This window comes from Maribacter sp. R77961 (assembly GCF_044594925.1).
GTDB lineage: Bacteria > Bacteroidota > Bacteroidia > Flavobacteriales > Flavobacteriaceae > Maribacter.
Map to the genome: position 1 here is coordinate 1,525,761 of NZ_CP138991.1, position 13,787 is coordinate 1,539,547.

Consider the following 13,787-nt stretch of genomic DNA (forward strand, 5'->3'; position numbering starts at 1 on the left):
CGTGGGATCAAACCCTTTGGCGGTGCCAATAAAGTTCCTAGTATGCTAGGATTATAAATTCAGACCTTCTATTTACACGATGTTTTTCTTCCGGACAGTAGGTGTCGTCATCACATTCATTAAGTAGCTTACTTTCACCATAAGCCTCAGCAGTTAATCTATCGGCAGCAACGCCAGAAGCTACTAAATACTCTTTGGTCTTGTCTACGCGTCTTTGCGACAACCAATCATTATAACTAGAAGTTCCTCTAGCATCTGTATGTGATGTGATTTTTAATTTCAACGTTGGAATTTCCTCAAGAATATTCTTTAGAGAATCTAACACTCCTTTTGACTTCGCATTAAGATATGAGGAATTTAAATTAAAGTACACGTATCCAAGATTATTAATTCGCTCAGTAAGATTTTGTCGTCTCTTATTTTCCGCATCTTGTTTTGCTTTTTCTGCTGCCGCCAGTGCTGCACGTTCTTTCTCTTTTTGCAATCTTTCTGCCAATAATAACTCATCCTTTATACGATTAACTTCGTTAATAGAGTCTTGTTGTCGTTGTTTTTCTTTTTCGATAGCAGCGAGTAATTCTAACTTCTCCTCCCCTCTTTTTGATAATCCTTTCTCAATACCAAACTGATAAACAATTCCAGCCGCGTGCTGAAGGTGGTTGGTAACGTTAGCCTCGTTGCCCATGGACCATTTACCTGTTGAATTAAGATCTAGACCCCATTTATCCGAAAACCATGTCCTAAAACCAACAACGGCATTATATGTGCCTCTAGGTTGGTCATTTGCATCAGTATATCCTAATCCAATACCGACATACGGATCAAACCAACCTGTTTGACCAATAATCTTATTCAAATCATAGGTAAGTCTAGCATCCAAACCTAAATAATTCTTGTCTTCATCATTTACAAGACCATCTATTATCTTTCCTTCCTTGTATTTATTATAAGACGCTATTGCCTCTATACCAAGTCCATTTTTGAAATATCTGCCAACGCTGATCCTAGAAGGATAAGGCAAAAGATTCCATTCATCAGAAATATTGAACAATCCATCAAAAACGTTTCCGGAATCATCGATAGCATTATAGCCAAGTCCAATAATCCATGAGCTTTGAACAATGCTATCTTTAGCAGTAATTTGAAGATTTTCTTGACTAGAAGCAAAATTAATTGCACCAAGAGCAAATACTAGCAGTAGAAGTGAGGAAGTCTTCATATTTTAAATTTGGGTTTAAAAGATAAAATTAATTCAACTTGGCGGAAGTAGCAAAAAACGACTATGTAAAGTAGGAATATTCGTTAGATAGATAAATCTTATTAATTCATCGATATATAACCTATTCCAAAACTATCTTTTTCTTGCTAATAGGCAGTTTATAAATACTGAAAGGACTAGTAAAAGATGTATTTATAGTCTTTTTAGCACTGGTGTTCTTCTTAATCACCAGCTCTTTATCTGTTTCTTTTTTCAGGGATAATTCAGGAGTTTTAGAATAACCTTCACCCGGGCACCAAATAATCAAGAATACTTTAGTAAAATCTACTTCAGGAACAGTAAGTCCTGGTTTTCTTGTTCTATTGATTTTAGCAAAAAAAGAATTTAATGCTTTTTGACTTTTCACTAGCAACAGTTCTTCCTCTACCGCTCCGCTATAATTGTCCTGCATTACTAATTGCATATGTACATCGGTTGAAGTTGATTGTGACTTACAGGAGAATAGTATGATGAAAGTACATAACAACAAAGAAACATATCTAAACATTTTTAAACCTTGCTTTATAGGCCCTTTCGTAAACCTCTTCGTAAAGTGGTAATACTTTTAAGATGTCGAATTTTTGTGCTGCGGTCACCGCATTTTGTTTAAATAAATTTAGTGTTTCATCTTTTCCCAAAATTTCCAAAGCGTTCTTGGACATATCAGCTATATCTCCTACATCACTTAAAAAACCAGTTACACCATCTATATTTACCTCCGGAATTCCACCTGCATTACTTGAAATAACCGGCACTTTATTTATCATGGCCTCTAAAGCAGCTAATCCAAAACTTTCCGATTCCGAGGGCAATAAGAACAAATCTGAAAAACAGAGAATCTTATCGATTTCATTACTATTTCCTAAAAATATTACGCTTTCCGATATCCCTAATTTTTCACATAAAATTTCCGCACCAGCTTTCTCGGGACCATCTCCAACCATTATCAATTTAGATGGAATGGTTTTCTGTATCTCATTAAAAACCTGTATTACGTCAGGAATACGTTTTACTTTTCTAAAATTACTAATATGGGTTATTATCCGCTCATCTTCTCTGGCCATATTAGAGCGTTGACAATCAGTAAATGAATTACTATACTTTTTGTTATCGATAAAATTAGGAATCACTTCAATTTCACCCTTAATCTCAAAAATCTCTAAAGTACGTTCTTTTAGATTCTGGGATACAGAGGTTACGACATCAGATTCATTGATACTAAAAGTCACGGCGGGTTTATAGAAAGGATGTTTTCCTACTAGCGTTATATCAGTTCCGTGTAAGGTGGTAACCATTGGCACATAAATGCCTTCTTCTTCCAACATTTTTTTTGCCATGTAACCTGCATAAGCGTGTGGAATTGCATAATGTACGTGCAGTAAATCTATATGATGGAGTTTTATGGTATCTACTAATTTACTGGACAGTGCCAACTCATAAGGTTGGTATTGAAAAAGTGGATATTCCGGAACATGAACCTCATGAAAAAAAATATTATTGTTCAATAGTTCTAGACGTACGGGCTGTTTGTAGGTTACAAAATGTACCTCATGTCCCCTATTTGCCAGAGCTATACCAAGCTCTGTGGCAACAACACCACTACCCCCGAAAGTGGGGTAACAAACGATAGCTATCTTCATATGTTACAAAACTATGATTTAATTTAATATTGAATCATAAATGGCTTGTTGAATTCTAGTTCTTAAGCCAGATTTAACTAATAAGGTATTTGAGGCCGTGGGATAAGTTCTATTAGAAAGGAAAACATAGACTATTTCCTCTTCAGGATCTGCCCAAGTATAGGTGCCGGTGAATCCGCTGTGTCCAAAACTTTTTCTGGAAACGCAACCACAAGTAGGACCACTGTTCTGTAATTGTGGTTTATCAAAACCGACTCCACGCCTAACATTCTTGTCGCAGAAATAACAGGTATTGAATTTTTTTACCGTTCTGGAAGTAAAAAACCTAGAACCACCGTAGTAACCCTCCTGAAGGTACATCTGCATAATCTTTGCCACGTCATTTGCATTACTGAACAACCCTGCATGACCGCCAACACCACCCTGCATAGCAGCTCCCATATCATGAACATAACCATGAACGGTTTGATAACGGTAGTATTTATCCTCTTCTGAAGGAATTATCTTGTTTTTGGGAAATTTCTCCAATGGGTTGTAGCTGGTATGTTGCGCACCAAGCTTGTCGTATAAAAAATCTGATGCTAGTTTATCCAAACGTTCTCCATAGGTATCTTCAATATACTTTTTCATTACATAATAAGGCACATCACTATATCTGTAGCGATTGGACTTTAAATCTTGACGCCCTATTCGGTTATAAATAGAATCCTTGTAAGCATCCGTCAAATACAAATTTTCCGCAACTTTATAAGAAAAACCAGGCGTTGGAACTTTTCTGTAAAATTCTTCCGATGGTTGGCGTTTTTTATCCAAGGTCCTCACGTAAAAAGGAATCCATGCTGGTAATCTTCCATAATGTGATAAGGCTTTTAATACGGTAACATTTTTAATTTCCGTATTGGAGTAATCAGGAACAAGTTCTTCAAAAGTATCGTTGAGTGCAATTTTATTTTCCTCATCCATCTTCATGACCATGGGTAATGTGGCCAAGATTTTGGTAAGAGATGCTAAATCATAAACATCATCTTCCTTTACCTTTCTATTAGATGTATAGGTAGGTTTTCCAAAACTCTTATTGTATATTATTTTGCCCTTTCTTGCTACCACTATCTGGGCACCAGGATACATTAGACTATCCAGGCCATTCTGCACCAACCGGTCTATTTTAGAAAGTTTTAAGGAGCTAAACCCAACTCTTTCCGGGATACTATAGCCCAAACGTTTTAAGGATTTTAATTGGACACCCGTACCCGCCGGAAACTCCATATTTGTTGAAACTGGCAATTTGCCGGATGCCGGTATAGCACCAAATAGCAACTCGGCGGTTTTCTTTTGTGACAAACTACTATTTTGATAGGACATCACCATTGCATCCACATTTTGAAAGGTGGCCACTTCCATGAGCGCATATGGTTTTGCAAAAACACACAGTACTAAATTAGAGGATCTAAGATTAGAGATTTCTTGCAACCAAGCAAGCTCCTTTTCTGTGAATTTATAACCTTTCCACGGACTATCGTTACTTTTATGATGACCAATGATTACCAAATTATAGTCCGCTAACTTATTTTTCAAGGTCGTTATGTCACTACCATTAATCTCGGTTACCTTGGCATATCTATTTAAACTCCGTAAGAATTCATCGTTAGGAGCATCACCAAATTTAACATAGGCTATTTTTTTATTCTGTAAATTTCTTATTCCTATTAGGTTAAATTTATTCTTAACAACGGTAATAGCATTTTCTATCGCCTCTTCATATATGACATCATCCTCAAGCGAATTTAAATCTTGATATAGGTTAGCTAAACGAATAGGATTATAATTATTGAGCCCTACCTTATATTTAGACATCAATATCTTCTTTACGGATAGCGCTAAACGTTGTTCACTAATTTTACCCTTATTGTAAGCCTTTATTAATTTTTCCTTAGCGGCTACAACACTCTCGGGCATTAAGAGCATATCATTGCCAGCAATAAATGCAGCTAGTTCTACCTCTCCGTTAACCCCATATTCAGTGGCCCCTTTCATATTAAGGGCATCTGTAAAAATAAGTCCGTCAAAGCCCATCTCTTCCTTCAGTATGCCAGAAATTATCTGTTCTGACAACGAGGAGGGTAATCCTTCTTTTAATTCCATAGCTGGCACTTCTAAATGTGCCACCATGATACTACTAAGTCCTTCTTTAATCAGTTTTTTGTAAGGATATAGTTCTACACTATCTAGCCTTTCCCTTGAAAACGGAATTACAGGTAAGGCATGGTGAGAATCTACTGCGGTATCTCCGTGACCGGGAAAATGTTTTCCGCTAGATAAAACCCCGGCACTTTCCATTCCTTTCATAAAGGCGATTCCTTTTGCAGTAACTACTTCCCTGTCTTCGCCGAAAGAACGATTTCCTATAATTGGATTCGCTGCGTTGGTATTAATATCAATATCAGGAGCAAAATTAATATGTACACCCAAACGTTTGGCATGTTTCCCAACTTGCTTCCCTACCCTTTCAACAATTTCATTATTTTGAATAGCGCCAAGCGTCATATTCCAAGGAAATGCATAAGTAGAATCTAAACGCATTGCCAATCCCCATTCTGCATCCACACCTATAAGAAGAGGAGTTTTAGAAAGCGATTGATATTCATTACATAGCTTGGCTTGCCTGACCGGTCCTCCTTTAGAAAATATGACACCACCTATATGGTGGTTTTTTATGAGGGATTTAATGCGGTCCGTACGCTGGCCACTTTCATTAGAAGCTACGCTAACCATAAATAGTTGACCAATTTTCTCTTCGAGGTTCATGGCATTATACCTCTTATTTACCCAATTAGCCTGTAAAAGACTATCTGCGGTAACCAAGGGATTTTGAGCAAAAAGTGCCTGTAATCCTAAAAAGAAAAATAAATAACAAATATAGGGGCGCATAGGTTTTACATGTATGGAGATAACTTCAAACGATGAAAAATATTGCATTTCATCGATATAACCTAATAAATACGGTGATTTACAGGTCCAATACGTTATAGGAAACGCGCATGCCAACTTTCTGAAGCAGGTACCTCCCAATGCGTTTTATATTCTCCCTTAGTGGCCACCAAATTGTTAAAGACTACAGTATTTTTAGAAATGGCCTTTTGTTTGGCCATTGTTTTGAAATCGATTAAGTTTTTATAGGCAACAAACTCCCCTTGTTTATAGGATACGTTCATCTTGTCCAATAACTCAACGCCATATTTCTTTTCCAATTGTTGGATAAAATGGACCGAGGCATCTATGGAACATCCCGTAGCCGATTGGGAACTTTGGTCTAATGCTATTACTATAAATCTATTGTATTGTATCTCGTAACCTGCATTTAAATCATTTCCATGTGCCGTCCAATTTTGAATAAAGGTATCCAACGATGCGTTAATTTCCTTCAATTCACTTTCATTGAAGGTTCTACTTGCTTGATATATCCATACTCTTGATGAATCTGGTAGTGTATTAAAATCTACTAACATTAGTACTATCTCTAATTAACGAATTGTTATAAATCTTGTGCTGTGGCAATGAGTTCGGCTATGTCCATGACGGCAATTTCACTTTCTTTTTCCTTATTTTTTACTCCATCTGTCATCATGGTATTACAAAACGGGCACCCTGCGGCTATGATTTCAGGCTTTGTTTCTAAGGCCTGTTCCGTTCTTTCGATATTAACGTCTTTATTGCCTTTTTCCGGTTCCTTGAACATCTGAGCACCTCCGGCACCACAACAAAGGCCTCGCTTTTTACAATTCTTCATTTCTACAAGTTCCGCATCCAACTTTCGGATTAAATCCCGTGGAGCCTCGTAGACATCGTTTGCCCTACCTAAATAACATGGGTCATGAAATGTAATTCTTTTCCCTTTAAAACTGCCACCTTCTAATACCATGCGACCATCGTTTAAAAGGGATTTCAAAAACTGGGTATGATGCACTACTTCATACGAACCTCCAAGTCCTGGATACTCATTTTTTATAGTGTTAAAACAGTGAGGACAGGCCGTAACTACCTTTTTTACGCTATAAGCATTCATTACCTCAATATTGGTAACTGCTTGCATCTGAAACAAAAATTCATTCCCAGCCCGTTTGGCTGGATCTCCAGTACAACTTTCTTCCGTGCCTAAAACCGCAAAGGAAATACCTGCATTATTTAAGATTTTTACGAATGCCTTGGTAATCTTCTTTGCCCTATCGTCAAAACTTCCTGCACATCCAACCCAAAACAATACTTCTGGCTGTTTACCAGCGGCAGACAATTCTGCCATTGTGGGGACTTTTAGTTCACTCGACATATTTTTAATTTTATGATTCTTGACTCCAATTGAGTCTATCCATCTGATTAAAGGGCCAAGGCGCGCCGTTATTTTCAATATTACCCATCATATTATTCAAATCAGATGGTGCTGCTGACTTTTCCATGACTAAATACTGTCTCATATCCATTATTATGGAAAGTGGGTCTATACTTACCGGACAGGCCTCCACGCAAGCATTACAAGAAGTACAGGCCCAAAGTTCTTCTTTTGTAATATAATCATCTAAAAGTTGCTTACCATCATCTTTAAACGTTCCCTTATTAACATCTATGTTTTTCCCAACCTCTTCCAGCCGATCTCGAGTATCCATCATAATTTTTCTCGGAGAAAGCTTTTTACCGGTTTGGTTGGCAGGGCACTCACTTGTGCAACGCCCACATTCCGTACATGTATAGGCGTTCAATAACTGAACCCAATCCAAATCCGTTACATCCGAAGCTCCAAATTTCTCGGGTATAGGCGCATCTTCTGCAGGAGCGGCAAAGGGGTCCGCGGAGGGGTCCATCATAAGTTTAACCTCATTGGTAACAGCCTCTAAATTTTTAAATTGTCCCTTAGCAGTAAGTTTACCGTAATACGTATTTGGAAATGCCAGTAGAATGTGTAAGTGCTTGGAATAGTATAAGTAATTAAGAAAAAAAAGAATACCAGTTATATGCAACCACCAAGCAATACGTTCTATCAAGATGAGATTGGCCTCCGACATTCCTTGAAATAAGGTAGCTAGATAACCACTTACCGGAAAAGCGCTAGCTTCTACATAATGGACCGAACCAAGCTGCTGTAATTGAAAATCCGCCGCATTCATTGTTAAGAAAAGTGCCATTAACACCACCTCTATATACAAAATAAGATTTCCGTCCTTTTTTGGCCATCCTTTCATTTCTGGCTTTAAAAACCGTTGTAACTTAATTACATTTCTTCTTATCCAAAATATGACCACGGAAACAATTACAAGTAATGCTAAAATTTCAAAGGAGGCAATTAAAAAATCATACAATTTCCCCAAACTAGCAAATACTCTGTGGGTTCCAAAAAGACCATCGATAATAATCTCTAGAACTTCAATATTTATAATCACGAAACCTACATAGACTATGATATGTAAAATACCTGGTATAGGACGGACTACCATTTTTGTTTGACCTAATGCAATTTTTGCCATATTTTTCCATCGCTGAGGCTTATTATCACTAACATCCACATCTTTTCCAAGAAAGATATTACGTCTTAAGCGACCAACGTTTCTTGCAAAATATCCTATCCCGAATACTAAAAGAATCGCGAATAGTACATTTGGTAAATACTCCATAAATTAGTTTTCTATTGTTTGAGCGGGATCATCTTCCGGAACTTCATATTCTTTCTGTTTCTTCCCAAATACCGAAACATTAACATAACGCTTGGGATTCAACCTAAAATCCTGTAGCAACAAATCTAGTTCTCGCGATGCACTGTTGAGATTTGAGTACAGCTCTTTATCATTCATTAATTTACCCAAAGTACCATCTCCATTCTCTATTTTGACCATTACTTTATCCAAATTAGCTATGGTTGATTCTAAACTTGAAAGCGTTCTTCCTAAACCAGCATTATTTAAAGAATCTGATAATTTGGCAAAATTAGCAGTTAGCACTTCAAAATTGGTTAGTGAATTATCCAGTTTCCCCTCGTTATTTTTTAATATTGAATTCAAGGTATTTGCACTACCATTTAAACTCACCATAAGTTCGCTTAATCCACTAATCGCTTGCTGAAGGTCTTTTTTTGTCTTGGTGTCCAAAACATTGTTTACGTTCATCAATACCGAATCCGCATCGGTAACGGCAGATTCAAATTTTTTAAACAGGGGAGTCAATTTTTGCTGCGCAAGTTCCGTAAGTCCTGGACGTGTATCTGTCTGCAAAGTATCACCCGAGGTTGCATTGGGAGCGCTATCAAAAATGGGGGTTATCTGCAGCCCTTTACCTCCAATAATACCCGTATCGTAGAGTTCTACCCTACTATTCTTGGAGAACTCAAATTCACTACTAACAGTAAACGTAACCAATAGATTACCCTGACTATCTATAAATTTAATGTCGTTCACCTTACCTACACCAAAACCATTTATGGAGACCATGGTGCCCGCTTGCAATCCGCCTACGTTAGGATAAACCGCATACAGTGTTTTACTATTGTCAAAAAGAGGCGTTGATTTCAAATAACTGAATCCTAGAATAAACAACAGAATTCCACCTACAACGATAACACCAGTTTTAAGTTCCCTTGATAGCTTCAAACGAATAGATTTATGATTCCAAACAAAATTAGGAATAATTATTACACCAAAGGGTGTTTATTGCGCAACCTGTTTCCGTGCTTCCGGAACTGAAATTCTTTCCCCATTCTTATAGGCCACAATATAAGCCGTTGGATATCCTTTTATAGCAGCATTAGATTTCATCATTTCAGCTTCTCTGTAAGATGCGGTTTCGCCATAGAGGTAACGGTATAAATTCTTGTACGGTTCTTTTGAAAGTCTTCCAAGTCCATTAAAATTTTCTGATGTCAAGGGGAGATTCTTTCCGCTCGCCATTAATTGAACTTTAAAAATTATGGATTTATTAGGCTTCTCTGTTTCAGAACTATTTTTTGTAACAACTGCTTTTATGTCCTCTTCTACACTCTTATCAGCAATTACAGGAGAAGATACAGCCGGCTTTTTTTCCATGACTTCGTTTACCACCGTTGTTTCTTTAGCAACCACTGGTGTAGCTGGCTCCATTACTTTTTTTATCTCCATCTCTTCTTTTATTTCTTCCCCACCGGCTTCAACTATTTCTGGAGCTTCTTTCTTATCAACCGTAGCTGGATTTTCCGCCGTAAAACTAGGAGCAACGTTGTTTTGTGTTTGCTCCTTGTAGTTCAAAATTGCGTTGGCAATTGCAGTTCCCATCTCCGCCTGACCTTTATTTGAGTTTAAATAAGCACCTTCATTTTTATTCGTTAAAAAACCGGTTTCCACAAGTACACTCGGCATAAAAGTCTGGTGTAAAACTATAAAACCTGCTTGCTTTACCTTCCTATCGGTTCTTTTTAATTTTTTCGAAAAATTATCTTGAATAATCTTCGCTAGCGCAATACTTTGGTCCAAAAACTCTTCCTGCATAATGGTTAATCCAATAACCGATTCTGGTGAGTTAATATCATAATTTGCATACCGGGTTTCATAATTATCCTCTAAATAAATAACCGAGTTTTCTTTCTTTGCGATTTCAAAATTCTGTTTGTTAGCATGAAGCCCTAATACAAATGTCCCTGCTCCGTGAGCATCGGACGAATGGGAGTCGCAATGTACAGATACAAATAGGTCTGCATTGGCCTTATTGGCTACCTCACCCCGAACAAATAAATCAATAAAAGTGTCATCCTTTCTGGTGTAAATTACTTTAATATCCTTATTAGCACTTAAAATTTCACCAACTTTTAGCACTATTTTGAGTGCAATATCTTTCTCCAAATAACCATTACCCAAATTACCGGGGTCATGACCTCCATGGCCTGCATCCAAAACAACTACAAAAGGATCGTCCATTATATTGGGCTGCTCTAGGTCATTAAAAGAGGATGTAAGTAAGGAAACTACGATAAGAACTAAGGTAGATAGCTGTTTAATTTTCATATTCCTATGGGGTTTTAACGCCCTTGTCATGGTTAAAATTATGGTAATACCCTGCGAAGGGAACAAAAAATATATGTAAGTTTGACATCTGAAACCAATGGCTCATTGGACCGCCAAACCTTTACAAAAATAGGATATATAGCCTTGCAATCAAATAAACAGTACTTACTTTTCCTGTTATTCCTTTTTGTTGGTGTAATTTCATTGCAAGCTCAAGAGGATAAAATTGTACCTCTTCCTATCAAAGCAGAGAGGGATACGATTATAGCTCCTTTATTTCCTAGCCCAGTAGTTACGGATAGTATTGTGGCCGATTCCTTGGCGATTGACTCCCCAAATCAAAAACAACCCTTACTTCTTGATAAGATAACGTACAAGGCTAAAGACTACGTAAGACTAAGTCAAAAGGAGAACAAAATATATTTGTATAACGAAGCAGAAATTTATTACCAGGATACCGAGTTAAAGGCCGGTATTATTATCATGGACTATGTTAAGAACGAAGTTTACGCCGGTCGTATGGTGGATTCCTTAGGTAATTACACGCAGCTACCCTATTTTAAACAAGGCTCTAATGTGGTTATCCCGGATTCCATTCGATTTAACTTTGACACCCAAAAAGCCCTGATTTGGAATTCTAGAACAGAGCAACAGGCAGATGCTGGCGCGTTGGGTGGCGACGCCATGAAAGTGTACGCCGAAATCACAAAAAAGGAGAACGATTCGGTTTATTTTTTAAGTGAAGGTAAATTAACAACAGCAACGGACACTATAAATCCAGATTACTACATCAGAATTCGTAAGGCTAAATTTGTACCAAAAAAGAAAGTGATTGCAGGTTTTAGTAATCTATATATTTCAGATGTACCTACGCCTATAGCCATGCCCTTTGCTTATTTTCCGCTATCCGTAGGTAGGTCTGCCGGTATTTTAATGCCAAACTTTGGAAATGATCCCAACACTGGTTACTTTCTACAGGATATGGGTTACTACGTGCCTTTGGGTGACTATGCGGACATTACCTTCTCAGGGGATTTCTATACCAATGGAAGCTGGGGAATACGTGCCGCATCTATTTACACCAAAAGATATAAATATCGTGGGAATATCAACTTTAGGTATGAGAATTTGATTCGAAGTCAAAAAGGGTTCAGTGATTTTAGCCAAACACTTAATTATAATATTCAAATTTCTCATTCTCAAGATACAAAAGCAAGTCCAAATTCTAGGTTTTCCGCTTCTGTAAATCTAGGGAGTAGTGAGTTTTTCAGAAACTCCCTTCAACAAAGAAATTTACCGAACACGCAGAACAACACACTATCATCTTCCATATCATATTCCAAGACTTTTCCAGCGTACCCCTCGGTAAACATGAGCTTAACGGCCACACATTCGCAATTAACATCACCAACCTCCACCGCTTCTAACACCGATAATATCACCATGACATTACCTACGTTACAAGCTAGTATGGAACGTATTTTCCCGTTTGCAAAAAGGGACGGTATTAAAAAAGGGCTTATTCAAAATATTAACTTTCAGTATGATTTAAATGCTCAAAACCGACTTACTACCAATGACGAAGATTTTTTGACTGGTCGTATGTTCGATAATGCCAGGGTTGGCGCAAGACATCGTATTCCAATAAGTACCAACTTTAAAGTAGCAAAATTTTTTAGTGTAAGTATGGGAGCAAGCTATGAAGATGTATGGACTTTAGAAACCTTTGACAGAAGCTTTGATGCTGAAACGAATACAGTTGTTACCGATACCATTAGTGGCTTTGACCGTTATAATCAATACAATTTCAGTGCAAGTATAGGTACTACGGTGTACGGCACTTTTAATTTCGGAGAAGACAAGAAGATACAAGCCATAAGGCACGTCATGCGCCCTTCCTTGAGCTATGGCTACGCGCCTTCATTTGACCAGTTTTATGACCAATATATTGATGGAAATGGAGACGTAGTAGAATTTAGTAGGTTTCAAGGAACATTGAACGGCGCTCCACGACTCGGAAAATCAAATAGTTTTAATTTCTCTTTAGCAAACACGCTTGAAGCAAAGGTACGAGATAAGGATTCTACTAAATTAGAACCGAAAAAGGTTCCGATACTTAGTAATTTTAATATCACTACCGGTTACAATCTAGAATCCGATTCTTTACGACTTAGCCCTTTAAGTATTAATGGAGGTACAAATATTCTTGATAATAAAATGTCCATTAACTTTTCTGCCAATCTAGACCCTTACGCCATAGATAATAACGGAAGACGCATAAATACCTTCAACGTTGATAATGGGGGAAGCCTTTTAAGGTTGACAAGGGCAAATGCCAACATCACCTACTCCATTAGCAGTGAAATGTTCGGTAAGAAAGATAAAGACAAGGAAGAAGAGGAAGAAGAAACGGACCCATTCGATTATGTAGCTCAAAGTGGTGGGCGCACTGACGACCTATTTGGACGCGCAGACAGTTTCTCTGACAATCCCGTTAGGAATTCAAAAAAGGATGATGATATTGAGAACCCAATTTTTGGAACTAAAATACCCTGGAATTTTAGGCTTGCATACTCTGCGAACTTCACCAATACAGCAAGACAAAATGAATTCAGTAGTCATTCCCTAATGTTCTCAGGGGACATAGAGCTTTCTCCTCGCTGGAAAGTTGGAGGCTCCTCCGGTTATGATTTTAAAAACCAAGGATTTACATTGACTCAGCTACGGTTTGAGCGAAACTTAGGTAGTTTTAATATGCGTTTTAACTGGACACCCTTTGGACAATTTAAGCGATGGTACTTCTTTATAGGAATAGATGCCTCTATACTAAGTGATTTAAAGTGGGAAAATCGAAGTCAACCCATCAGAAACTAATTA

10 protein-coding genes are annotated in these 13,787 nt (G+C 37.6%); 1 reads left to right on the top strand and 9 read right to left on the bottom strand.

Going from position 1 to position 13,787, the window contains the following annotated elements; all coding sequences use genetic code 11:
* Window positions 1–37: 37 nt before the first annotated feature.
* From SJY09_RS06610 to SJY09_RS06650, 9 genes are all read right to left on the bottom strand, one after another.
* Window positions 38–1,219, bottom strand: coding sequence for an OmpA family protein (locus SJY09_RS06610; RefSeq protein WP_396638172.1), 1,182 nt, complete (start codon window positions 1,217–1,219; stop codon window positions 38–40).
* Window positions 1,220–1,340: 121 nt separating this feature from the next.
* Window positions 1,341–1,682, bottom strand: a complete 342-nt coding sequence (locus tag SJY09_RS06615; protein WP_396638173.1) for a hypothetical protein — start codon at window positions 1,680–1,682, stop codon at window positions 1,341–1,343.
* Between the two features lie 76 nt (window positions 1,683–1,758).
* Entirely contained in the window at window positions 1,759–2,898 is a 1,140-nt protein-coding gene (bshA, locus tag SJY09_RS06620; protein WP_396638174.1) for an N-acetyl-alpha-D-glucosaminyl L-malate synthase BshA, read from the bottom strand.
* Between the two features lie 18 nt (window positions 2,899–2,916).
* Entirely contained in the window at window positions 2,917–5,826 is a 2,910-nt protein-coding gene (locus tag SJY09_RS06625) for a glycoside hydrolase family 3 N-terminal domain-containing protein (RefSeq protein ID WP_396638605.1), read from the bottom strand.
* Window positions 5,827–5,921: 95 nt separating this feature from the next.
* The gene (locus SJY09_RS06630; protein ID WP_396638175.1) at window positions 5,922–6,404 is read right to left on the bottom strand and encodes an ABC transporter ATPase; all 483 of its coding nucleotides are present in this window, start codon (window positions 6,402–6,404) and stop codon (window positions 5,922–5,924) included.
* A 26-nt stretch (window positions 6,405–6,430) separates the two neighbouring features.
* Entirely contained in the window at window positions 6,431–7,222 is a 792-nt protein-coding gene (locus SJY09_RS06635) for a (Fe-S)-binding protein (RefSeq protein ID WP_396638176.1), read from the bottom strand.
* A 10-nt stretch (window positions 7,223–7,232) separates the two neighbouring features.
* Window positions 7,233–8,558 carry a 4Fe-4S dicluster domain-containing protein gene (locus SJY09_RS06640; RefSeq protein ID WP_396638177.1) on the bottom strand — a complete coding sequence of 442 codons (1,326 nt, stop codon included), beginning with the start codon at window positions 8,556–8,558 and terminating at the stop codon, window positions 7,233–7,235.
* 3 nt (window positions 8,559–8,561) lie between these two features.
* A complete protein-coding gene (locus tag SJY09_RS06645) occupies window positions 8,562–9,527 on the bottom strand; it encodes an MlaD family protein (RefSeq protein WP_396638178.1) in 966 nt (321 codons plus the stop codon).
* A gap of 57 nt (window positions 9,528–9,584) precedes the next feature.
* Complete coding sequence (locus SJY09_RS06650; RefSeq protein ID WP_396638179.1) at window positions 9,585–10,910, bottom strand: N-acetylmuramoyl-L-alanine amidase; 1,326 nt, start codon at window positions 10,908–10,910, stop codon at window positions 9,585–9,587.
* 144 nt (window positions 10,911–11,054) lie between these two features.
* On the opposite strand from SJY09_RS06650, the gene SJY09_RS06655 reads away from it, so the two are divergent.
* The gene (locus tag SJY09_RS06655; RefSeq protein WP_396638606.1) at window positions 11,055–13,784 is read left to right on the top strand and encodes a putative LPS assembly protein LptD; all 2,730 of its coding nucleotides are present in this window, start codon (window positions 11,055–11,057) and stop codon (window positions 13,782–13,784) included.
* Window positions 13,785–13,787 lie beyond the last annotated feature (3 nt).